The 21,760-nt window shown below is 59.3% G+C and carries 23 protein-coding genes and 4 tRNA genes; 14 read left to right on the top strand and 13 right to left on the bottom strand.

Translation table 11 applies throughout. The annotated features are described in order from the left end of the window. The first annotated feature begins 26 nt into the window (after positions 1-26). Positions 27-788, top strand: coding sequence for a TenA family transcriptional regulator (locus F8N96_RS22880; protein ID WP_412071822.1), 762 nt, complete (start codon positions 27-29; stop codon positions 786-788). A gap of 83 nt (positions 789-871) precedes the next feature. Here the strand turns inward: F8N96_RS22880 and sugE are convergent, their stop codons facing one another. From sugE to rdgC, 3 genes are all read right to left on the bottom strand, one after another. Continuing rightward, positions 872-1,186 (bottom strand): quaternary ammonium compound efflux SMR transporter SugE, encoded by a 315-nt coding sequence (gene sugE, locus F8N96_RS22875; protein WP_027922462.1) that lies wholly within the window; start codon positions 1,184-1,186, stop codon positions 872-874. A 120-nt stretch (positions 1,187-1,306) separates the two neighbouring features. After that, a complete protein-coding gene (locus F8N96_RS22870) occupies positions 1,307-2,272 on the bottom strand; it encodes a bile acid:sodium symporter family protein (protein ID WP_150799742.1) in 966 nt (321 codons plus the stop codon). A gap of 133 nt (positions 2,273-2,405) precedes the next feature. Beyond that, on the bottom strand, positions 2,406-3,326 hold the full coding sequence (gene rdgC / locus F8N96_RS22865; RefSeq protein WP_150799741.1) for a recombination-associated protein RdgC: 921 nt from the start codon (positions 3,324-3,326) through the stop codon (positions 2,406-2,408). A 161-nt stretch (positions 3,327-3,487) separates the two neighbouring features. On the opposite strand from rdgC, the gene F8N96_RS22860 reads away from it, so the two are divergent. The 9 genes from F8N96_RS22860 (at position 3,488) to F8N96_RS22820 (ending at position 7,071) form a co-directional block, all read left to right on the top strand. After that, positions 3,488-3,563, top strand: a tRNA-Val gene (locus F8N96_RS22860). A 19-nt stretch (positions 3,564-3,582) separates the two neighbouring features. After that, positions 3,583-3,659: transfer RNA gene (locus tag F8N96_RS22855), tRNA-Asp, on the top strand. A gap of 188 nt (positions 3,660-3,847) precedes the next feature. After that, a tRNA-Val gene (locus F8N96_RS22850) sits at positions 3,848-3,923 on the top strand. Between the two features lie 15 nt (positions 3,924-3,938). After that, positions 3,939-4,015 (top strand) — tRNA-Asp (locus F8N96_RS22845). Positions 4,016-4,374: 359 nt separating this feature from the next. After that, entirely contained in the window at positions 4,375-5,091 is a 717-nt protein-coding gene (locus tag F8N96_RS22840) for an FKBP-type peptidyl-prolyl cis-trans isomerase (RefSeq protein WP_150799740.1), read from the top strand. Positions 5,092-5,384: 293 nt separating this feature from the next. Continuing rightward, positions 5,385-5,840 (top strand): YkvA family protein, encoded by a 456-nt coding sequence (locus tag F8N96_RS22835; protein WP_064676472.1) that lies wholly within the window; start codon positions 5,385-5,387, stop codon positions 5,838-5,840. Between the two features lie 113 nt (positions 5,841-5,953). Next, the gene (locus tag F8N96_RS22830) at positions 5,954-6,295 is read left to right on the top strand and encodes a helix-turn-helix domain-containing protein (RefSeq protein WP_150799739.1); all 342 of its coding nucleotides are present in this window, start codon (positions 5,954-5,956) and stop codon (positions 6,293-6,295) included. Next, positions 6,292-6,663: a hypothetical protein gene (locus tag F8N96_RS22825; protein WP_007945207.1), complete on the top strand. Its 372-nt coding sequence runs from the start codon at positions 6,292-6,294 to the stop codon at positions 6,661-6,663. The genes F8N96_RS22830 and F8N96_RS22825 overlap by 4 nt, the downstream gene beginning before the upstream one ends. Then, the gene (locus F8N96_RS22820; RefSeq protein ID WP_150799738.1) at positions 6,664-7,071 is read left to right on the top strand and encodes a sel1 repeat family protein; all 408 of its coding nucleotides are present in this window, start codon (positions 6,664-6,666) and stop codon (positions 7,069-7,071) included. Positions 7,072-7,222: 151 nt separating this feature from the next. Here F8N96_RS22820 and F8N96_RS22815 read toward each other — a convergent pair whose 3' ends face one another. Continuing rightward, a complete protein-coding gene (locus F8N96_RS22815; RefSeq protein WP_191635382.1) occupies positions 7,223-9,304 on the bottom strand; it encodes a carboxy terminal-processing peptidase in 2,082 nt (693 codons plus the stop codon). A gap of 138 nt (positions 9,305-9,442) precedes the next feature. On the opposite strand from F8N96_RS22815, the gene F8N96_RS22810 reads away from it, so the two are divergent. Beyond that, entirely contained in the window at positions 9,443-10,405 is a 963-nt protein-coding gene (locus F8N96_RS22810) for a zinc-binding dehydrogenase (protein ID WP_150799736.1), read from the top strand. Positions 10,406-10,536: 131 nt separating this feature from the next. Here the strand turns inward: F8N96_RS22810 and F8N96_RS22805 are convergent, their stop codons facing one another. From F8N96_RS22805 to F8N96_RS22780, 6 genes are all read right to left on the bottom strand, one after another. After that, a complete protein-coding gene (locus F8N96_RS22805) occupies positions 10,537-11,190 on the bottom strand; it encodes an HAD family hydrolase (RefSeq protein ID WP_150799735.1) in 654 nt (217 codons plus the stop codon). 34 nt (positions 11,191-11,224) lie between these two features. Then, a complete protein-coding gene (locus F8N96_RS22800) occupies positions 11,225-12,214 on the bottom strand; it encodes an ABC transporter ATP-binding protein (protein WP_150799734.1) in 990 nt (329 codons plus the stop codon). Beyond that, on the bottom strand, positions 12,211-13,011 hold the full coding sequence (locus F8N96_RS22795) for an ABC transporter permease (RefSeq protein WP_150799733.1): 801 nt from the start codon (positions 13,009-13,011) through the stop codon (positions 12,211-12,213). Before F8N96_RS22795 ends, F8N96_RS22800 begins: the two co-directional genes overlap by 4 nt. Continuing rightward, a complete protein-coding gene (locus F8N96_RS22790; RefSeq protein WP_191635384.1) occupies positions 12,998-13,834 on the bottom strand; it encodes an ABC transporter permease in 837 nt (278 codons plus the stop codon). Before F8N96_RS22790 ends, F8N96_RS22795 begins: the two co-directional genes overlap by 14 nt. 5 nt (positions 13,835-13,839) lie before the next feature. Further along, positions 13,840-14,646 (bottom strand): alkaline phosphatase family protein, encoded by an 807-nt coding sequence (locus F8N96_RS22785; protein WP_150799731.1) that lies wholly within the window; start codon positions 14,644-14,646, stop codon positions 13,840-13,842. A 128-nt stretch (positions 14,647-14,774) separates the two neighbouring features. Next, positions 14,775-15,842 carry an ABC transporter substrate-binding protein gene (locus F8N96_RS22780; protein ID WP_150799730.1) on the bottom strand — a complete coding sequence of 356 codons (1,068 nt, stop codon included), beginning with the start codon at positions 15,840-15,842 and terminating at the stop codon, positions 14,775-14,777. Between the two features lie 361 nt (positions 15,843-16,203). Between F8N96_RS22780 and F8N96_RS22775 the strand changes: the two genes are divergently transcribed. Then, positions 16,204-16,917: a UTRA domain-containing protein gene (locus tag F8N96_RS22775; protein WP_150799729.1), complete on the top strand. Its 714-nt coding sequence runs from the start codon at positions 16,204-16,206 to the stop codon at positions 16,915-16,917. 32 nt (positions 16,918-16,949) lie between these two features. On the opposite strand, the gene F8N96_RS22770 is transcribed toward F8N96_RS22775, so the two are convergent. Continuing rightward, a complete protein-coding gene (locus F8N96_RS22770; RefSeq protein ID WP_150799728.1) occupies positions 16,950-17,717 on the bottom strand; it encodes a DODA-type extradiol aromatic ring-opening family dioxygenase in 768 nt (255 codons plus the stop codon). Positions 17,718-17,820: 103 nt separating this feature from the next. Between F8N96_RS22770 and F8N96_RS22765 the strand changes: the two genes are divergently transcribed. Then, positions 17,821-18,477, top strand: a complete 657-nt coding sequence (locus F8N96_RS22765) for a thiopurine S-methyltransferase (protein ID WP_150799727.1) — start codon at positions 17,821-17,823, stop codon at positions 18,475-18,477. 101 nt (positions 18,478-18,578) lie between these two features. On the opposite strand, the gene htpX is transcribed toward F8N96_RS22765, so the two are convergent. Then, complete coding sequence (gene htpX, locus F8N96_RS22760; protein ID WP_064676487.1) at positions 18,579-19,466, bottom strand: protease HtpX; 888 nt, start codon at positions 19,464-19,466, stop codon at positions 18,579-18,581. Between the two features lie 317 nt (positions 19,467-19,783). Next, positions 19,784-20,995, bottom strand: a complete 1,212-nt coding sequence (locus tag F8N96_RS22755) for a pyridoxal phosphate-dependent aminotransferase (RefSeq protein ID WP_008030363.1) — start codon at positions 20,993-20,995, stop codon at positions 19,784-19,786. A gap of 226 nt (positions 20,996-21,221) precedes the next feature. On the opposite strand from F8N96_RS22755, the gene msrB reads away from it, so the two are divergent. Beyond that, positions 21,222-21,617 (top strand): peptide-methionine (R)-S-oxide reductase MsrB, encoded by a 396-nt coding sequence (gene msrB / locus F8N96_RS22750; RefSeq protein WP_150799726.1) that lies wholly within the window; start codon positions 21,222-21,224, stop codon positions 21,615-21,617. Positions 21,618-21,760: the final 143 nt, after the last annotated feature.

The raw sequence follows: 21,760 nt of genomic DNA, 5'->3' as shown, positions 1-21,760 counted from the left end.
ACACATTCAACAGAACCGGACCACTCATGGAAGCTGCAAGTTATCCCGCCTGGGCTCAGCGCCTGATCCAGGATTGCAGCGAGAGCAAGCGCCGGGTTGTCGAACACGAACTGTACCAGCGTCTGCGTGATAACAAGCTCAGTGCAAAGACCATGCGCCACTACCTGATTGGTGGCTGGCCGGTGGTCGAACAGTTCGCTTTATACATGGCACAGAACCTGACCAAGACTCGCTTTGCCCGCCATCCAGGCGAAGACATGGCGCGTCGCTGGCTGATGCGTAATATTCGCGTGGAACTCAATCACGCTGATTACTGGGTGCACTGGAGCCGTGCCCACGGTGTCAGCCTGGAAGATCTGCAAGCGCAGCAGGTTGCCCCGGAACTGCATGCCCTGAGCCATTGGTGCTGGCATACCAGTTCCGCGGATTCACTGATCGTTGCCATTGCCGCCACCAACTACGCCATCGAAGGCGCGACCGGAGAGTGGTCGGCGCTGGTTTGTTCCAGTGGCGTTTATGCGGCATCGTTTCCCGAGGAAGATCGCAAGCGGGCCATGAAGTGGCTGAAGATGCATGCCCAGTATGACGATGCCCATCCGTGGGAAGCGCTGGAAATCATCTGCACGCTGGCGGGCATGAACCCAAGCAAGTCCCTGCAAATGGAGTTGCGTCAGGCCGTCTGCAAGAGCTACGACTACATGTTCCTGTTCCTGGAGCGCTGTATGCAGCTTGAGCATGCAGAGAGGGCCCCGGTGATGCGTGAGCGGATGGCGCTGGCGGAAAGCTGATCCGTTATTCGCTGCATTGAAAAAGCCCGCGCTCCTGTCCGTATCGGCAGGGGAGCGGGCTTTTTAGTGGCCGCTGTAAATGTCTAGGCGCTGACTTTCAGTCCCACCAGTCCGGCAATGATCAGCGCCACGCTGGCCAGCCGGAACAGCGCCATGGATTCGCCAAACAGAATGATCCCGGCGATCACGGTCCCGACGGCGCCCACGCCCGTCCAGATCGCATAGGCCGTGCCCAGCGGCAATTCCTTCATGGCAAGGCCCAGCAGCCCCAGGCTGATGGCCATGGCGGCAACGGTCAATGCGGTGGGGAGAGGGCGGCTGAAGCCGTCAGTGTACTTCAGGCCGACGGCCCAGCCGACTTCGAACAGGCCGGCGAAAAACAGAATGATCCAGGACATGAGAGACCTCCATCGATTGACGGGGTCGTCCCCAGATAAAATGACTCGATCGAGCCGCGAGGTCGTCCTCGCGTTGCGCAGAATAGTGCCCATTATTAACCTGGGGATCAAGTTTATGGATCAGTCAGTGGCTTCCTTGGCCGCTGTTGCCCTGTCTGCTTTCTCGCTCATCCGCCGGAAATACGTCGAGAGCAGCGCTCCGGAAATGTTGTGCCAGACGCTGAACAACGCGCTGGGCACTGCCGCCAGCGGGGAGAAGTGCGCGCTGGCCAGGGCGGCACCCAGTCCGGAGTTTTGCATGCCGACCTCCAGCGCCAGGGATTTACGCTGGGCCAGGGGCAACTTGAACAGCCGGCCGGTGAAGTAGCCCAGCAGGTAGCCGAAGCTGTTGTGCAGCATCACCACGGCCATGATCAACAGGCCGGACTCGGCGATTTTCGCCTGGCTGGCGGCGACCACCGCGGTGACGATGATCACGATGCTCACCACCGACACCAGCGGCAACACTTCCACCGCATGGCGAACCCGATCACCGAGCACACGCTGGGCGACCACGCCGAGCACGATCGGCAGCAGCACCACTTGCAGGATCGACCAGAACAGCTCCATGAACGACACCGGCAACCACGCCGAGGCCAACAGCCAGATCAATGCCGGGGTCAGCAGCGGCGCGAGGAGGGTGGTGACGGCGGCAATGGCGACCGACAGCGCCAGATCCCCGCGGGCCAGCCAGGTCATCACGTTCGACGAGGTACCGCTCGGGCAGCAACCGACCAGAATCACACCGACAGCGATTTCCGGCGGCAGGTGGAACACCTGGCAGAGCAACCACGCCACACCGGGCATGATCACGAAATGGGCAACCACGCCCAGGGCCACGCGCCACGGATGGCGGGCGACTTCGGCGAAGTCTTCGAGCTTCAGGGTCAGGCCCATGCCGAACATCACCAGCCCCAGCAGCGGGACGATTGCGCCTTTGAGGCCGATGAACCACGTCGGTTGCAGGAAGGCCACGACGGCGAAAATCAGTACCCAGTAAGCGAAGGTGTTGCCGACAAAACGACTCAATGCAGCCAGTGCGCGCATGGCCTGATCCTAGTTATGGGAGTTATGTTTCTGTAGGAGCTGGCTTGCCAGCGAAGGCGTCAGCATGCCTTGCGCATGACTTGAGGGCCTCTTCGCTGGCAAGCCAACTCCTACATGGGGTGCCGCGTTGTTTTTAGATCCCCTGCGGAGTCTCTTCCCCGCCCAGCGCTTCAACCAGCGCCGGCAGGAAGTCGCCGAAGGTCAGCATCATCAGGGTGAAGCTGGCATCCAGTTGGCCCAGGGCTTCTTCGCCACCGTCCTGTTCCGCCTGGTCTTGCAGCAGGTCTTCGAACTTCAGGCGCTTGACCACCATCTTGTCGTCGAGGACGAACGACAGTTTGTCTTGCCAGGCCAACGACAACTGGGTGACCACTTTGCCGGTGCTCAGGTGCAGCTGGATTTCTTCGCTGGTCAGGTCCTGGCGCTTGCAACGCACGATGCCACCGTCTTCATGGGTGTCACGCAGTTCGCACTCGTCCAGCACGAAGAAGTCGTCCGCGGCTTTCTGGGTGGTGACCCATTCCGTCATGGTCGCCGTCGGGGACATCTTCACGGTCAGTGGGCGCACCGGCAGCGTACCGATCACTTCACGCAGGGTGGACAGCAGGTCTTCGGCGCGTTTCGGGCTGGCCGAATTGACCAGGATCAGGCCCTGTTTCGGCGCGATGGCGGCGAAGGTCGACGAACGACGGATAAAGGCGCGCGGCAGGAAGGCCTGGATGATTTCATCCTTGATCTGGTCGCGTTCCTTCTTGTAGACCTTGCGCATTTGCTCGGCTTCGATTTCTTCGACCTTTTCCTTCACCGCGTCGCGCACGACGCTGCCCGGCAGAATGCGTTCTTCCTTGCGGGCGCTGATCAGCAGGAAGTCACCGCTGACGTGTACCAGCGGTGCATCTTCGCCCTTGCCGAACGGCGCGACGAAACCGTAGGTGGTCAACTCCTGGCTTGCACATGGACGCGCCAGTTTGGTGGCCAGTGCAGCTTCCAACGCCTCGGCATCAACAGGCAGATCTTGGGTCAGGCGATAGAGAAGCAGGTTTTTGAACCACATGGGGTGAGTCTCTCCTTATATACAAAGGGGGGCATTATTCTCTTCGCGGCGCCATAGGCCAACCCTTAGCTAAGCCTTTGGAAGGCCTGCAAAAATTATTTAAAAAAGTACTTGCCAGAGGTGGGGGTGCTCCGTAGAATGCGCGCCACACCGAACGTGAAGGGTGATTAGCTCAGCTGGGAGAGCGTCTGCCTTACAAGCAGAATGTCGGCGGTTCGATCCCGTCATCACCCACCATTCGCATTCAGTGTTACGCGCAGCGGTAGTTCAGTCGGTTAGAATACCGGCCTGTCACGCCGGGGGTCGCGGGTTCGAGTCCCGTCCGCTGCGCCATATTCGGTTACCTGGAACGCTGAACGCCAGGTCACCACGGAAAAGCCCGCTCACGCGGGTTTTTTTCTGTCTGAAGTTCCTGCAGGATGCATCGTTTCACGGGTTTTCAGATTTTTTTGAAAAATTTATCAATTAAATCAACACTTTATGAAAAACCGTGGCATAATGTGCCCCGCAACGAAGGTAAAGGGTGATTAGCTCAGCTGGGAGAGCGTCTGCCTTACAAGCAGAATGTCGGCGGTTCGATCCCGTCATCACCCACCACTTTCAACGCTACGCGCAGCGGTAGTTCAGTCGGTTAGAATACCGGCCTGTCACGCCGGGGGTCGCGGGTTCGAGTCCCGTCCGCTGCGCCATATTCGGTTATCTGGAATGCTGAACGCCAGATCGCCACACGGAAAGCCCGCCTAGTGCGGGCTTTTTGCTGTCTGGAGATTGGCTTTTGCCAGCGTCGCCACAAGACCCCTGTAGGAGCCGGCTTTGCCGGCGATGGCGGCCTCAAGCCATTCGCTGGCCGGATAGACGCCTTCGCCGGCAAGCCGGCTCCTACAGACGAAGATGACAGACTCTTCATCCTCCGATTCCAGAAATGCGTTGAAACACCTGAACTTATCAGCTATTTCCTGCTCTCATGCCGGTAGCCATTGGTCGTGGCCGCCTGATAAGCTCGCGGCTTTACTCGATTGCCCTTTAGGCGCATGAACAAGGAAATAGCATGAAACAGCATCGGTTGGCGGCGGCGGTGGCCCTGGTTGGCCTGGTACTAGCGGGTTGTGATTCGCAGACCAGCGTAGAGCTCAAAACCCCGGCGCAAAAAGCTTCCTACGGGATTGGCCTGAACATGGGCAAGAGCCTGGCTCAGGAAGGCATGGATGATCTGGACTCCAAAGCCGTTGCCCAGGGCATCGAAGATGCCGTTGGCAAGAAAGAACAGAAGCTGAAGGACGAAGAGCTGGTTGAAGCCTTTGCAGCACTGCAAAAGCGTGCTGAAGAACGTATGGCCAAGATGAGCGAAGAGTCGGCAGCCGCCGGCAAGAAGTTCCTCGAAGACAACGCCAAGAAAGCCGGTGTCACTACCACGGCTTCGGGCCTGCAGTACGAAGTGGTCAAGAAAGCCGATGGCGCACAGCCCAAGGCGACTGATGTAGTGACCGTTCACTACACCGGTACCCTGACCAACGGCACCGTTTTCGACAGCTCCGTCGAGCGTGGCAGCCCGATCGATCTGCCGGTCAGCGGTGTGATCCCGGGTTGGGTCGAAGGCCTGCAACTGATGCACGTTGGCGAGAAGTACAAACTGTACATTCCTAGCGAACTGGCTTACGGCGCCCAAAGCCCGAGCCCGGCGATTCCAGCCAACTCGGTGCTGGTGTTCGACCTGGAACTGCTGGCGATCAAGGATCCGGCAAAACAGGACGACGCTGCCCAGTAATCGGCGTCTGTTCCACCTGCAACGCCTCGCTCATGCGAGGCGTTGTTGCATCTGAGGTTCAGCAAGGGTAAACAATGCGAACGGATGCCGAACGCTGGAGTCATAGCCATTGAGGGCGCCGTGCTATTCGCGCCAGAGCGCCAAGTCAATGAAATCTTGGGTTTTTTTATGTGAGTAAAAAACGCCCGATCTGAGCTCAGCCCTTATGAAACGGGGCCTTCAGCCGCGAAATGCAGCTCTGTTCACAAGGTTATCCACAATTTGTGTGGATAACATTTCAGCGGGAGGAAAACATGAAAGCACCCTGGAATTTCGCTCGTTTTCTGCCACTCGCCGGACGTCTGCTCGCGCGTGGACGTTTGCCGACCTTGTTGTTCGCGGTTGCCAGCAAAGGTGCCACCCAAGGCAACCGGCTGGGCAAGCTCAAGGATGATCTGCGCTTGTTACAAGCGCTGTGCCTGGCCTATTGGCGAGGCGAGTACCGCGCCATCAGCCCGAAAGCGTTGATTTCGGTAGTCGCAGGCTTGATGTACTTCCTCAGTCCGGTGGATGCGATTCCCGACTTCATTCCAATGTTCGGCATGCTCGATGACATCGCCGTGCTGGCCTGGCTGATGAAAGTCCTCGACGACGAACTCAACGCCTTCCGCGCCTGGCGCAAACGCCAGCTGCCGGAGAAGCTCGCCATTGTCGAGCGCCTGCCCGATACCCCGGAGCAACTCAAGCTTCAGCACCCGAAAAAGCACTGAGCCCCTTCAAGACGTCCTTATATTCAAACCCCTCGCGACCTTAGCCGCTGTTAGGATTACACTTCTAGGGAAAAGTGCCGACTCGCTAAGTGTCGTTGTCCTACGGGGAAGTCATGGATATTCAGATAATCACACGCGAAGGCGAGCCCGAGTATGCGGTTCTGCCGTGGGCTCAGTATCAGGCTCTACTGAAAGCAGCAGGCATCAACCAGCAACTGCCGCAGGTCACTCCGGAGCGTCATGCGGCATCAGCCGACCCGATTCTTCCGGGTCTGGACCAACTACGCAGTTTGCGCGAAGGGAAGGGCATCGCCATTGAGGCGCTGGCCCGCACGGTAGGCATCAGCCCGTCTTATCTGGCCTTGATCGAAAGTGGCGAGCGTCAACCCGACGCTGCGATTCGCCGCAGCCTGGCCTGGGAATTGACGGTGCCAGGGTGGAGGGATGAATCGTGAGCGTACGCATCAGTCGTCACCATTGGGATGGATTACTCGGCGAGCTGGATCAGGCCCGTCGTCAGCGTCACCTTCTGACTTATCGCGCATTGCTGGAGCGTCTGCAGCTTCCGACGCCGGCCATGCAAACCCTGACAGCCGCCCTTGAACATCTGGCCGCGCTGGACGCCAAGGCCGAACAACCCCTGCGCAGTTCGCTGGTGATCAGCCAGGGTGCCAGTCGCCTGCCGCGCACCGGCTTCTTCGAATGTGTCGAACGCCTGGGGCGTTTTTCCGGGCCTTCCGATGGTGTCGCTGCTGCCTCCTGGCATGCTTCGGAAGTGGTGCGAGTGTTCGAGTACGAATACCCCGAGTCGGCGGAAGCCTGAATGTTTCTGCGACTCAAGGCGCGAGCCGGTTACTGGCTCGCCCGGCGCTTGTTTCACTGGTCATGGTTCGTCCGCCAGCCCCGTGGCTGGAGCTGGCTCGAGGGCCAGTTCGCACGCATGGCGAACCTGGGTGACGTTGGCGCCCAGAGCTTCTATGGACACATCCTGACCTTTCGCGGCGTTGGCCTTGGGGCGCGTGAGGAAGGCGTTCGCTTGTTGCGCCTGGCGGCGTTGGCGGGGGATGGCAAGGCGGCGTATCAGGTGGGCGTGATCAGCCTGGCGGGGACGGCGAGCAAGGCACCGGATCCGGTTGAAGCGGCGCGGTTCTGGGAGATGGCTGCCAAGGCGGGGCATCCGTTGGCAGAGATCAAACTCAAAGCGCTGGCGTCTCGTGGTTCTGCGGATTGATTCTACATTCGCTGCGGTAGAAGCGCTGGCACTCGGTTGTGGTGGCGATCTCTGGCAATAAAAAAAGGACCGGGTGCAAATTGCACTCGGTCCTTTCTTCACGACTTGATGAAGACGCTCCGGGGAGCGTCAGCATTAAGTTGCCATCATCTCAATGCTTGGCCACCGCCGTATTGAGTTTCAGGTAATCCAGCAGAATCCGCCCGGTCTCGCTCAGGTAGGCATCGTCTTCCGGCTTGGTCTTGTCCGGTTCGGCAGCGATCAGGTCTTCATCTTCTTTCTTCAGCTCTTTGAGCGGCTCTTCGCCCTTGGCCTTGCGACGCAGATTCTCCATCGCCAGCTGCTTGGCTTCGATATCGGCGTGCTGGGCACGACGGTCGGCTTCATTGAGGCTGACGGTTTTTTCCGCCATCAGTTTCTGCGCCAGGGCCAGCTTGTCGCGGATGAACACGAACTCGGCGTCCTTGGCCGTGCGCACGTCATGCTCGGACTGCAGCTGGGTGAGGTACGGCTTGAACGGGTCGAGCGCAGGCTTGATCGCCGGGCGGATGGTGTCCCACGGCATGGCTTCCGGCAGGGCGCTTTCGCCGATTTCCTTGGTGTCGATGATCGACGGGTAGTCGATGTCCGGCAGTACGCCCTGATGCTGGGTGCTCTGGCCGGAAACCCGGTAGAACTTGGCCAGGGTCAGTTTCAGTTCGCCATGGTTCAGCGGCTGAATGGTCTGCACGGTGCCTTTGCCGAAGGTCTGGCCGCCGATGATCAGAGCGCGGTGGTAGTCCTGCATGGCACCGGCAAAAATCTCCGAAGCCGAGGCCGACAAGCGGTTGACCAGCAGCGCCATCGGGCCTTTGTAGAACGCGCCCGGGTTTTCATCTTCAAGCACGTCGACCCGGCCATCGGCATTGCGCACGAGCACGGTCGGCCCTTTGTCGATGAACAGGCTGGTCAGCTCGGTGGCTTCCTGCAGGGAACCGCCGCCATTGTTGCGCAGGTCGATGACCACGCCGTCGACCTTGTCTTTCTGCAATTCGGTCAGCAGTTTCTTGACGTCGCGAGTGGTGCTCTTGTAGTCCGGATCACCGGCACGGAAGGCCTTGAAGTCCAGGTAGAACGCCGGGATCTCGATGACGCCGAGCTTGTAATCCTTGCCATCCTGCTTGAGGTTGAGGACCGACTTCTTCACTGCCTGGTCTTCAAGCTTCACCGCTTCGCGGGTGATCGGGACGATCTTGGTGGTCTGGTCGTTCGGTGCATTGCTGGCCGGAATCACTTCCAGGCGCACCACGGTGCCTTTCGGACCCCGGATCAGCTTGACCACTTCGTCCAGGCGCCAGCCGACCACGTCGACCATTTCCTTGTTGCCCTGGGCAACACCTATGATCTTGTCCGCCGGAGCAACCATTTTGGTCTTGTCGGCCGGGCCTGCCGGCACCAGGCGCACGACTTTCACCTGGTCGTTATCGCTCTGCAACACGGCGCCGATGCCCTCGAGGGACAGACTCATGTTGATGTCGAAGTTCTCCGCGTTATCCGGCGACAGATAGTTGGTGTGCGGGTCGTAGGACATGGCGAAGGTATTGATGTACGCCTGGAAGATGTCTTCGGCACGGGTCTGGTCCAGGCGCGCCAACTGGTTCTTGTAGCGCTTGGTCAGGGTTTCCTGGATCTGCTTGGAGTCCTTGCCGGCGATCTTCATCCGCAGGACTTCGTCCTTGACGCGTTTGCGCCACAGTTCGTCGAGGTCCGCGGTGGATTTGAGCCAAGGGGCATCCTTGCGATCGATCAGCAAGGTTTCCTTGGTGGTGAAGTCGATCTTTTCGACGCCTTTGTTCAGCTCGACAAGGGCAAAGTCCAGACGCGCCTTGACGCGGTCCAGGTAGCGCTTGTAGATGGTGAACCCGGCGTTCAGGTCGCCGCTTTTCAGGAAGTCGTCGAACTGGGTTTTCCACTTGTCGAATTCGGCAATGTCGCTGGCCATGAAATAGCTGCGCGACGGATCCAGCAGCTTGAGGTAGCTGTCGTAGATGATGACCGAGCGCGCATCATCGAGCGGCGGCTTGCTGTAGTGGTGGCGCTTGAGCAATTCGACGACGTTCAGACTGGCGATCACTTCGTCACGGTCAGGCTGAAGCTTGTCCCAGCTATTGGCTGCGAATGTATTGCTCGACATCGGCATCAGGCCGATACCAATAAACAGGGCTAGGGCGGTGCTGGGGAACAAATGCTTCATGCTGATTCGACGCGGGGACAATTGATAACGCATATTAGGCCGTCTTTGAAGTCGCCGGTTCCGTAAAGGCCGGTCGCATAATGCAAAAAGCCCGGCGCTACAGCTACGGGCTCAGTCCAGACTCACTATGGAGGCACTGTGAAAGCATTGCAAGGCGTGGAAGGTCGAGTGGAGTGGGTGGAAGAGCCCAGTCCTACGTGTGATGTAGGACAAGTCCGCATTCGTGTGGCGGCAGCGGGTCTCAATCGCGCCGATTTGTTACAGAAAGCGGGTCTTTACCCGCCACCGCCGGGAGCCAGTCAGGTACTGGGTCTTGAGTGTTCGGGGGTCATCAGCGAGGTCGGTCCGGGCTCCTCCTGGCAGGTCGGTGATCGGGTCTGCGCCTTGCTGGCCGGGGGCGGGATGGCCGAAGAGGTGGTTGTCGACGGACGGCATGTGTTGCCGGTTCCCGACGGAATGTCGCTGGCCGAGGCGGCAGCGCTACCCGAAGTGTACGCGACCGTTTGGCTGAATTTGTTTCAATTAGCTGCGCTCAAACCAGGTGAGAAAGTTCTTCTGCACGCGGGGGCAAGTGGAATCGGTTCAGCTGCCATTCAGCTGTGCAAGGCGTTTGGCAACCCATGCTGGGTCAGCGTCGGTTCCGCCGAGCGCCTGGCTTACTGCGAAGCGCTGGGCGCGCAGGGCGGCGTGGTGCGCAACGGCGATCTGCAGAGTTTGAATGATCTGGGGCCGTTCGATGTGATCCTCGATCCGGTGGGTGGCAATTACGCTGAGCTGAATCTGAAGCTGCTGGCTCGCGATGGCCGTTGGGTGCTGATCGGGTTGATGGGCGGCCGTGAGGCGAAGCTGGATCTGGCCCAGGTACTGGCCAAACGCGTGCAATTATTGGGTTCGACCCTGCGCAGTCGCGACGATCGGTTCAAGGCGGATTTGTTTAGTGACTTGAGCCAGCATGTCTGGCCGTTGTTTGCCGAAGGGCGGTTGAGTGCGCAACTGGCGAAGACGTTTGCAATCAAGGATGCCGAGGCGGCGTTTGCGGAGCTGGCGAGCAATAAGGTGGCGGGGAAGTTGGTGCTGATAATCGACGCTAGCCTCACGTGATCCTTTTGTAGGGGCGAGCTTGCTCCGGGCGGCGTTCCGACGATGGTCTCAAGGACAATGCGTTCATTCAGAAAAAACGCATTATCGTTAACGTCCATCGCGAGCAAGCTTGCTCCTACAGGGGGTGGCGGTTACTTCCAGAGATGGATCGGCCAGCCGGCTTTTTCGGCGTGTTCGAGCAACACCGGGTCCGGATTCACCACGTGTGGGAAGTCCACCTTTAGCAGCAGCGGCAAATCGTTACGTGAGTCGGAGTAGAAACTCGCTCCTTCCAGATTTTCTTCTTCCGCATCCAGCCATTCCAGCAGGCGCGTTATCTTGCCTTCGCGGTAGGTCAGCGTGCCAACGGTGTTGCCGCTATAAACGCCGTGCGTCACTTCCAGTTCGATGCCGAGAATTTCGTCGATGCCCAAGCGATCGGCGATCGGCCTGACCAGGTGCGTGCCGGAAGCGGAGATCACCAGGATTCGGTCTCCGGCCTTGCGATGAGCGGCGATGGCTTTGGTGGCATCGCTGAAGATGATCGGTTCGATGAAGTCTTCCACCCAAGGCCCGACCAGATGGTCGACTTCTTCCGGCGTGCGGCCGATCATCGGCTCGAGGCTGAAGGTCATGTACTCCTCCATCCGCAATTTGCCGTGGCTGTAGGCGTCCATCAGTTCGTTGTTGCGACGCATGAACGACTCGGGATCGACCCAGCCCAGGCGGCCCATTTGCTCGCTCCAGAGGGTGGCGCAGTCGCCGTGAATCAGGGTTTCATCCAGATCAAAAATTGCCAGGGCCATCAGTACGGTTCTCTCTTCAACATCAGCAAGGGCATCAGGCTACCTTACACAGGGCCGTCGGATCGATGGAAAGCGCCAGGCGCTGACCATCGGGATGCAGGTCGGCCGCCGAGCGATTCAGCACATCCACCACCAATTCCACGCCCCGGGCTTCGATACGGTAGCGAATCACATTGCCCAGCAGACTGTGGCTGCGGACCTGCGCGTCGAGTTCGCCATTGAGGCTCAGCTCGATGGCCTCCGGGCGAATCGCGATGCGATGGGTGATCGGCCGTTGCAGCAATTTCGAGGCGCTGTCGGCGTCCAGCAGGTTGTAGTTGCCGATAAAGCCGGCGGCAAAGACATCGACAGGCGCCGTGTAAAGCGTCTCGGCATCGCCGCTCTGTACGATCTTTCCCTGATTCATCAGGAAAATGCGGTCGGACATGGTCAGCGCTTCCTCCTGATCGTGTGTGACGAAGATCGTGGTCAGGCCGAGTTCGCGCTGGATCTGACGGATCTGTTCGCGCAGGTGCTTGCGAATTCGCGCGTCGAGCGCCGACAGCGGTTCGTCGAGCAGCAACAGGCGCGGACGGGTCACCAGGGAGCGGGCGAGGGCGACACGCTGGCATTGGCCGCCGGACAGTTGATGCGGATAACGGGCGGCAAAGTCGTTCAGCTCCACCAGTTTCAGCACTTCGGCGACGCGCTTGTGGCTGTCGTCGGCGTTGACCTTCTGCATGCGCAAACCGAAGGCGACGTTCTGTTGCACCGTCATGTTGGGGAATAGCGCGTAGCTCTGGAACACCATGCCGATCCCACGTTTCTGCGGGCTCAGCGGAACGAGGTTGTGATCGTCGAGCAGGATCTTGCCGCCGTCCACCGGCGTCAGCCCGGCGATGCAGCGCAACAGTGTGGACTTGCCGCAACCGGACGGGCCGAGGAGGGTGACGAATTCACCCTTGCTGATCTCACAGTTGATGTCGCTGAAGACCGTGGTGCCCAAATAGCTCTTTTGGAGGTGTTGGACGCTGACGTAGCTCATTCGCTTTTGTCCTTGTTCAAGATATTGGCCGCCCAGGTCAGAATCAGCACGAAGAAGAAGTAGGAAACCACCAGCGCGCTGGTGAAATGGCCGCTGCTGTTGCGCATGTTGTTGAGGTAGACCTGCAGGGTTTCGTAGCGGGTGCCGACGAGGATGTTGGCAAACACGAACTCGCCGAACAGGAACGAGAACGACAGCAGCAACGCCACCATCAAGCCCTTGCGCAGGTTTGGCAGCACCACCAGGAACGCCGCTTGAAAGGTGCTGGCCCCGAGCAGTTGGGCGGCGTCCATCAGGTCACGCAGGTTGATCGCCTGCAGGTTGTTGGTGATTGCCCGGTACATGAACGGCAGCGCCACGGTGAAGTAACAGCCAATCAGAATCCACGGCGTCCCGACCATTGCGAACGGTCCCGAACCGTAAAGCTGCAACAGGCCCACCGATGACACCACTGGCGGCACCGCGAAGGGCAGCAGTATCAGGATGTTCATCAGCGCATCGAGTTTCGGGAAGTGGTAATGCACCACAAACAGCAAGGGCAGAATCAGCACCACCGACAGCACCAGTGCACCCACGCACACCAGCAACGATTGTCCGAAGGCATGAAGAAAGCGTGGGTCGCTCCACAGTTGCACGTACCACTTGAAGGTAAAGCCGCTGGGTAAAATGGTCGCCGACCAGCTGCTGGAGATCGAGTAGATCAGCGTCCCGAGCAGGGGCAGCAATAGAATGGCGAACAGCAGGTACACCACCACCCGGTGGTAGATACCGGCAGGGCCCGGTTCAGCGCTGGACATGGTAGCTCCTCTTCAACAGCAGCTGATGCACGATGGTCACCAGGGTCATCAACGCCACCAGCACCACGGCCAGGGCACTGGCCAGGTTCGGGTCCAGGGAAATATCACCGGAGACCATCGCCGCGATGCGGATCGTCAGCACGTTGAAGTTGCCGGTGGTCAGCGCGTAGACCGTGGCATAGGCACCCAGGGCGTTGGCCAGCAGGATCACGAAAGTGCCCAGCAGCGCCGGCGTCAGCACGGGCAAGCCGATGTGCCGCCAGTACTGCCAGCCGTTGGCGCCGAGCAATTCGGCGGACTCGCGCCAGTCTTCGCGCAAGGCGTCGAACGCCGGGTAAAGCAGCAGCACGCCGAGAGGAATCTGGAAGTAGGTGTAGAGAATGATCAGCCCGGTTTTCGAGTACAGGTTGAAGTCCTGAATGATCCCGGCCTGCTTGAGCATAAGGGTGAAGCTGCCGTTGAAGCCCAGCAGGATGATGAACGCGAAGGCCAGGGGGACGCCGGAAAAGTTGCTGGTCATGTTGGCGAAGGCGTTGACGAAGTTGCGCAGTTTCGAGTCGACGCGGCGCAGGGAGTAGGCGCCAATTACGGCGATGATGATCCCGAACACGCTGGACCAGAAACTGATCTCGAGGCTGTACTGGATCGCCTGCAAATAGAACTTCGAGTTGAAGATCCTGATGAAGTTGGCCAGGCCCCAGCCGAACTCTTCCGATTCCAGGCTATTGATCATCACCCACGTCAGCGGGGCGATCTGGAACACGATGAAAAACAGCGTGAAAGGCACCAGGCACAGCGCCGCCAGCCATTTGCCGCGAGTCATGGCGTTCACTTGAGCAGCTCCCGGCACACAGGTTTGTCGTGCGTCACGCCGAGCAGTTCGCAGACGGTGCCGCAGATTTCAGTCTGTTTCGGTGCGGCATTGGCATTGAAGGTGAAGGCGTCGCCGAGAACGAACAGCGGCACTTCCCGTTCCTCGGGCAGCAGGCCGTTGTGGGAGCGATCGTTGTTCATGCCGTGGTCGGCGGTCACCAGAACCTGATATCCCGCATCGAGCCAGCCTTGCAGGTAGTCGGCGAGGATGATGTCCGCCGAGCGGGCGCTGTTGCGGTATTGCGCAGTGTCGAGGCCGTGCTTGTGCCCGGCGTCGTCGATGTTCATGGGGTGGACCAGGAGAAAATTTGGCGCATGCCGCAGGCGCAGGTTTTCTGCGTCGGCGAACAGGTGCGAGTCCGGGTAGTGATCGCTCCAGTAGAAATGGCCGTGCTGGATCGGCAGGTCCGGATCGTCGGTGTGACGATCCCGGGCCGCCACGAACGGCGAACGGTTATACAACTCGCTGACCCAGTGATAGGCCGCGGCGGCAGTGACAAGGCCGGCGTCGGTGGCGTAGTGATAGATGCTGCGCTGGCTGGACAGGCGCGAGACGTTGTTATGGACGATGCCGCTGTCGATCGGCGTGACGCCGGTCAGGATGCATTCATACAGCGGTCGGGACAGGGCCGGCAGTTCGCACTCCAGTTTATAGAGCGCCGCGCGTCCTGCGCCAACGTAAGCCTGCAGGTGCCCCATGGCGTGACGCGCGACTTCGTAATTGAGGCCGTCGAGCACGACAAGGATGACGTTGTGCTTCATAGGGGCGGAACTCCGTGGGTTCTCTCAAACCTGTAGGAGCCGGCTTGCTGGCGATTGGATCACCACGGTGCCCAGAGAGAAACCGAGGTGTCTGGATCGCCAGCAAGCCGGCTCCTACAGATCCAGCATTACTTCATTTCGACGATGACTTCTTCGTTCCACTTCTGCGGCAGGGCCTTGGAGGTTTTTTCCCACGCGTCCGCGTCCTTGATCGGCGTCACGCCTTTGTACTGCTCGTTCGGCAGCAGTTTGGCCTGAACCTCTTCCGGCAGTTTTATATGTTCGGCGCGGATCGGACGGGCATTGCCGCGCGCCAGGTTGATCTGGCCGGCATCGCTGAAGATGTATTCGCGCGCCAGCTTGGCGGCGTTCGGGTGCTTGGCGTACTTGTTGATGATGGTGGTGTAGCCGGAGATCACCGAGCCGTCGGATGGAATCAGCACGGTGTAGTCATCAGGATTGGCCATCTTGGCCTTGTAGCTCAGGCCGTTGAAGTCCCAGACCACGCCGACTTCGACTTCACCCTTCTCCATGCTGGCGATGACCGGGTCCGACATCGACAGACGACCTTGCTTGGCGATCTCGGCAAACATCAACAGGGCCGGCTGCAGGTTCTTCTCGTCGCCACCTTTGGCAATGGCCGCAGCCAGTACGCCGTTGGCGGCTTGGGCGGCAGTGCTCACGTCACCGATGGTCACCTTGTATTTGCCCTTCGTGAGGTCGGCCCATTTGGTCGGCGCCTCGGAGCCGTGCAGCAGCTTGTTATTGATGATGAAGGCAATGGTGCCGGTGTAAGCCAGCGCCCAATGGCCATCCTTATCCTTCGCCCAAGCCGGGATCTGCTCCCAGGTGCTTGGCTTGTAGGGTTGCGAAACGCCTTGCTTGACCGCGATCGGACCGAAGGCGGCACCGACGTCGCCGATGTCGGCAGTGGCATTGTCCTTTTCGGCTTTGAACTTGGCCAGTTCCTGGGCCGAGCTCATGTCGGTGTCGATATGTTTGAGGCCATAAAGCTTGGCCAGATCGTCCCAGGTGCCTTTCCAGTTCGCCCAGTTATCGGGCATGCCGACACTGTTGACTTCACCTTCCGCTTTCGCCGCGGCTTCCAGGGTTTTCAGGTCGGTGTCAGCGGCCATGGCAGCGGTGCACATGGCAATGGTCGAGCCTAACAGTGATGCCAGGAAAAGCTTTTTCATCCGAAGCTCCTTTGGGCGTTTTCAACGCTGCGATTGCGGTTGTGTTGGTCTAGGTCAGCAATACCTGAGCCAATCTAGGCGGCCGGGATGACATTTTGATGTCGAGCGCTGGCCTGCCCAGGTTTCCTGCGCTGGATACCTCAGGGTTGGAGATAAGCGTAGACCATGGCTAAAGACCTGAAATGAAAGGACTTGGCCATGTATTTGCAGGTGCAGGTGCAAATGCCTGGAGCAACCGTTCGGCAACTTTGTCATCTGTCAGTCATGTGCAGTGCCTAGGCTTGCACAGAGTTGATGGAGCCGGTTTGACGCGCGGTTCTGCCCTGAAGCAGCGCTGGTCTAGTCCAGATAGGTAACGTTGATGCGCATCGAGACAACCAAGGCGGTGACAGCGATCGGGCAGGTCCTGCAGGACCAGCTTGGCCATGGCCTGTTGGCGCCCGGGAGCAAGTTGCCGGCCGAGCGCAAGCTCAGTGAGTTGTTCGGTACCACCCGGATCACCGTGCGTGAGGCGTTGTTACAGCTGGAAGCCCAGGGTCAGATTTATCGGGAGGAGCGTCGTGGCTGGTTCGTATCGCCACCGCGCCTGGCGTACAACCTGATGCAGCGCAGTCACTTTCACGCCATGGTCAGCGCCCAGGGGCGAGTGCCGTCCACCGAGGTGATTTCGGCGCGGCTGCAGCCGGCATCGGCGGCGGTCTGTGCCTGGTTGCAACTGCCGGCGTTGTCGAGCGTGATCCAGATTTGCCGGGCGCGGCGCATTGATGAGCGGCTGGTGTTGTATGTCGAGCACTATTTGAATCCGCACTATTTTCCGGGGATTCTGCAGTTCGATTTGAATCAGTCGATGACCGAGCTGTATGCCCGGCATTACGATTTGCATTATGGGCGGGTGCGTTTCGAGATCGTGCCGACGGCGCTGTCGGTGGATGCGGCGGCGGCTCTACGGGTGTCGGTGGGCAGTCCGGGGCTGCGGATTGCCCGGGTCAATTACGATCAGCATCAACGGCTGATCGATTGTGACCTGGAGTTCTGGCGGCATGATGCAATTCATGTCGGAGTCGATGTGGTCTGAGCCTGACCGCCGCAGGTGGTGAGGTCCATGCGTCATCCGAAGCGATAAATATCCATGCCCAGGGCGCCCAGGGTGAATCCCGCGTGGCTCACGCTGAATGTGCCTCCGGCGCCGCGGGCAAAGTACAACGGCAACAAATGTTCATCACTCGGATGGTTGCGCGCGGCGTTCGGCGCTTGCCGACGATAATCGTGCAACGCGACTTCATCCTGGGCCTCGAGTTTCTCCACCATCCAGTCGCGAAATTCCCTGGCCCAGGGTTCGACGCTTTCCGGGCCGGCGTGCCAGTCCAGTTCGCGCAGGTTGTGGGTAATGCTGCCGGACCCGATCAGCAGCACGCCGTGTTCGCGTAAACCGGCCAGGGCTTGACCTACCCGGGTTTGCAGGGCCGGGCCACCGTGGGTGGGTAGCGAGACTTGCACGATAGGGATATCGGCTTGCGGATACATCAACGACAGGGGCACCCAGGCTCCATGGTCAAACGGTCGCTTGGGGTCGATGCGCGCGGGCAGGCCGGCGTTTTCCAGCCGCTCGACCACCTCTGTCGCCAGGTGCAGGTCACCGGGCGCCGGGTATTGCACCTCGAACAAGGCCTGTGGAAACCCGCCGAAGTCATGCCAGGTGTCGGGTTTTGGGTTGCCGCTGACCAGTAGTTCATTGCTTTCCCAATGCGCGGATACAATTACGATGGCCTTGGGTTTCGGCAATTCAGCGGCCAGGCGAGCCAGGGCGGGCCCGCTGGCGCCCGGTTCGAGTGCCAACATGGGCGAGCCATGGGATATGTACAGGCTGGGGAACATGAATGAGCTCCTGAGGGGTAAGATGGCATCATCTTCAGTCAGATCATTGATCTAAATCTAATATAAGTTTTAGGGTCTTTTGATCGAATTTTCGGGATTAATTATGCAGCCGGAGTTTTGGCACAAGCGATGGACGTCGAATCAGATCGGCTTTCACCTGCCGGAAGTGAATCCATATCTGCAACGGTACTGGCCGCAGCTGGGCCTGGAAGAGGGCTCGCGCGTACTGGTGCCGTTATGTGGGAAAAGCCTGGATCTGCTGTGGCTGGCAAAATGCGGTCACGAGGTGTTGGGCGTCGAATTGTCGGAAAAAGCGGTGGAAGACTTTTTCCACGAGCATCAATTTGATCCGGACGTCAGCGACCAAGGCCCCTTCACTGTCTATCGGGCGGGCTCGATCGAGATCTGGTGTGGTGATTTCTTCGCGTTGACGGCCGGCGATGTCGCTGATTGCAGTGCGTTGTACGACCGCGCTGCATTGATCGCCTTGCCGCCGACAATGCGCGAGCAGTACGCCGAGCATCTGAAGCGGATTCTTCCGAAGGATTCGCTGGGGCTGCTGATTACCCTGGACTACGACCAGGCGCAAATGGAAGGCCCGCCGTTTGCCGTGCTCGATGACGAAGTGCAGCGGTTTTTCGGGGGGGTGTGGTCGCTGAAGGTTCTGGAAGACCAGGATGTGCTGGGGGAGAGCTGGAAGTTTCTGGAGGCGGGGGTGACGCGGCTTGAGGAGCGGGTTTATCGGGTTTCCAGCCGATAGATTTGTGTTGTTTGTACCGACCCGAATGAACACTGCAAAAATCAGCAGACAAAAAAAGGCCCGCATTCACTGCGGGCCTTTTCTTTTAGTGCGAAGCCTGATCAGCCCCGACGACGCAATGCGTCAATGCGCTCTTCCAGCGGCGGATGGCTCATGAACATGCGGGCAAACCCTTGCTTGATGCCACCGTTGATGCCGAAGGCATTCAAGGTGTCCGGCATGTGCACCGGCAACCCCTGTTCCGCCCGCAGGCGTTGCAGAGCGCCGATCATTGCACTGGTGCCGGCCAGGCGTGCTCCGGCTTCGTCGGCACGAAATTCCCGTTTGCGCGAGAACCACATGACGATGGAGCTGGCCAGGATGCCCAGGACCAGTTCGGCAAAGATGGTCGCCACGTAGTAGGCGATGCCCTGGCCTTCTTCGTTCTTGAAGATCACTTTGTCGACAAAGTTGCCGATGATCCGTGCAAAGAACATCACGAAGGTGTTCACCACGCCCTGGATCAGCGCCAGGGTGACCATGTCGCCATTGGCCACGTGGCCGATTTCGTGGGCCAGCACGGCTTTGACTTCATCCGGCGAGAATCGCTCGAGCAAGCCCTGGCTGACCGCGACCAGCGCGTCGTTCTTGTTCCAGCCGGTGGCAAAGGCGTTCGCCTCGTAGGCCGGGAAAATCCCGACTTCCGGCATCTTGATCCCGGCTTCCCGGGACAGTTGCTCAACGGTTTGCAGCAGCCATTGCTCGTGACGTGTGCGCGGCTGGGTGATGATCTGGGTGCTGGTGCTCATCTTCGCCATCCACTTGGAGATGAACAGCGAGAACAGGGAACCGGCGAAACCAAAGACCGCACAGAAAATCAGCAGCTGATTGAGGTTGAGATCAACCCCGTTGGCCGCCATGAACCCGTTGAAGCCGAAAAGGCTCAGGGTGATGCTGGCAATCAGCACGACCGCCAGGTTAGTGGCCAAAAACAGCAGGATGCGCATCATGGTTGTAGAAATCTCCTCATGCTAAAGATGTAGCGTACTGCGGGGTATATAAGGTGCTGCACCGGGCTATTCAACCGGGTGACTATTTCAAACTGTGTCCTACAGCAAGAGTCTAGCTGGTTGAAGGACATTTCCGACGCTGATGGGGGGAGGTGTTTTTCAGCCAATTGACCTCGCAGGCCCCGTCGTTGTTAGGCGCGAGCAAGCAACCTGTCCTCTGTCAGCCGTGGGAGGCGTGATGGAAGACAGGGCGAAAAGATATGTTGCTGAATCAATCACCTTTCGACTTCGATACGCGCCGCAGGGTGACATCTCGCTTACTGGCGATAGGACTTGAGGAAATTGCCGATACGTCCAATGGCCATGTCCAGGTCATCCACCCGCGGCAGGGTCACGACTCGGAAATGGTCCGGCCATGGCCAGTTGAAGGCCGTGCCTTGCACCACCAGCAGTTTTTCGGAGAGCAGCAGGTCGAGCACGAATTTCTCGTCGTTGTGGATCGGGCAAACTTTCGGATCGATCCGCGGGAACGCATACAGTGCGCCCATCGGCTTGACGCAGCTCACGCCCGGAATGTCGTTGAGCAGTTCCCAGGTTCGGTTGCGCTGCTCCAGCAGACGACCTTGGGGCAGCACCAGGTCATTGATGCTCTGATACCCGCCGAGGGCGGTCTGGATCGCATGCTGGCTCGGCACGTTGGCGCACAGGCGCATGTTGGCCAGCATGTCGATGCCTTCGATGTAGCTCTGGGCGTGGTGTTTCGGGCCGGAAATGGCGATCCAGCCGGAGCGGAACCCGGCCACGCGGTAGGACTTGGACAGGCCGTTGAAGGTCAGGCACAGCAGGTCCGGCGCGAGCGAAGCGGTGCAGATGTGCACGGCATCGTCGTACAGGATCTTGTCGTAGATTTCGTCGGAGAACACCACCAGGTTGTGCTGACGGGCCAGTTCCAGCATACCCAGCAGGACTTCTTTCGAATACACGGCACCCGTCGGGTTGTTCGGGTTGATGATCACCAGCGCCTTGGTATTCGGGGTGATCTTGGCCTTGATGTCGGCCAGGTCCGGCCACCAGTTGGCCTGCTCGTCGCACAGGTAGTGCACGGGGTTGCCCCCCGACAGGCTCACCGCGGCGGTCCACAGCGGATAGTCAGGGGCCGGCACCAGCACTTCGTCGCCATTGTTGAGCAGGGCCTGCATCGACATCACGATCAGCTCGGAAACGCCGTTGCCCAGGTAGATGTCTTCGATGCCGACGCCTTCCACCTGCTTTTGCTGGTAGTACTGCATGACGGCCTTGCGTGCACTGAACAGGCCTTTGGAGTCGCTATAACCCTGGGCGGTCGGCAGGTTGCGGATCACGTCCTGGAGAATTTCATCCGGCGCTTCGAAACCAAAGGGCGCCGGGTTGCCGATGTTCAGCTTGAGGATGCGATGGCCTTCCTCTTCCAGGCGTTTGGCGTGCTTGAGCACTGGGCCGCGAATGTCGTAGCAGACGTTGGCGAGCTTGTTCGATTTGCTGACCTGCATGGCGATGTGTTCCCGAAAATGAACGATCCAGGCGGCGTGTGAACGACCGTGCTGGGAATCCTGCGTATTCACGCAGGCCTGACGCCTTGAGATGCAGCACCCATAAATCCGTTTGAATGCGCGTGGTCTGGCTGCCAGACTGGCGTTTGACGAGGCGCAATCATACGTGCCGCCCGATCCGTGGAAAAGGTACAGATCGGGCTTTTTCAGCCGCTGAGGTGTGACAATGGAAAAGTTGGAAAAAACCCTGGAAGAATGGAAGGCGATGCTCGATCCGGAGCAGTACAACGTTTGCCGCCTCAAGGGCACCGAACGTCCGTTTTCCGGCAAATACAATGACAGCAAGGTTGACGGTGTCTATCACTGCATTTGCTGCAACGAGCCGTTGTTCGACTCCAAGACCAAATTCGACTCTGGCTGTGGCTGGCCGAGTTTCTACGCGCCGATTGGCGACAGTGCCATGGTCGAGATCCGTGATGTCAGCCATGGCATGATTCGCACCGAGGTGGTTTGCGCCAAGTGCGATGCACACCTGGGGCATGTGTTCCCGGATGGTCCGCCGCCGACCGGGCTGCGGTATTGCATCAACTCGGTGTGCCTGGACCTGGTGCCGCGTACCTAACCTGGATTTTTGGTCGGTTCAGCGAGCCCTGTAGGAGCCGGCTTGCCGGCGAAGGCGTCTGCGTTGGCGATGCAAGGCTCGAGTCCGCCTTCGCTGCGGTGCGGCGATCCGACAAGCCAGCTCCTACAGTTCGTGTTGCACGG

Origin of the sequence: Pseudomonas fluorescens (assembly GCF_902497855.1) — a bacterium.
In the GTDB taxonomy this organism is placed as follows: Bacteria; Pseudomonadota; Gammaproteobacteria; order Pseudomonadales; family Pseudomonadaceae; genus Aquipseudomonas; species Aquipseudomonas fluorescens_BI.
The sequence above is the reverse complement of the archived record's forward strand: the minus strand, read 5'-3'. Positions and strand labels throughout refer to the sequence as shown.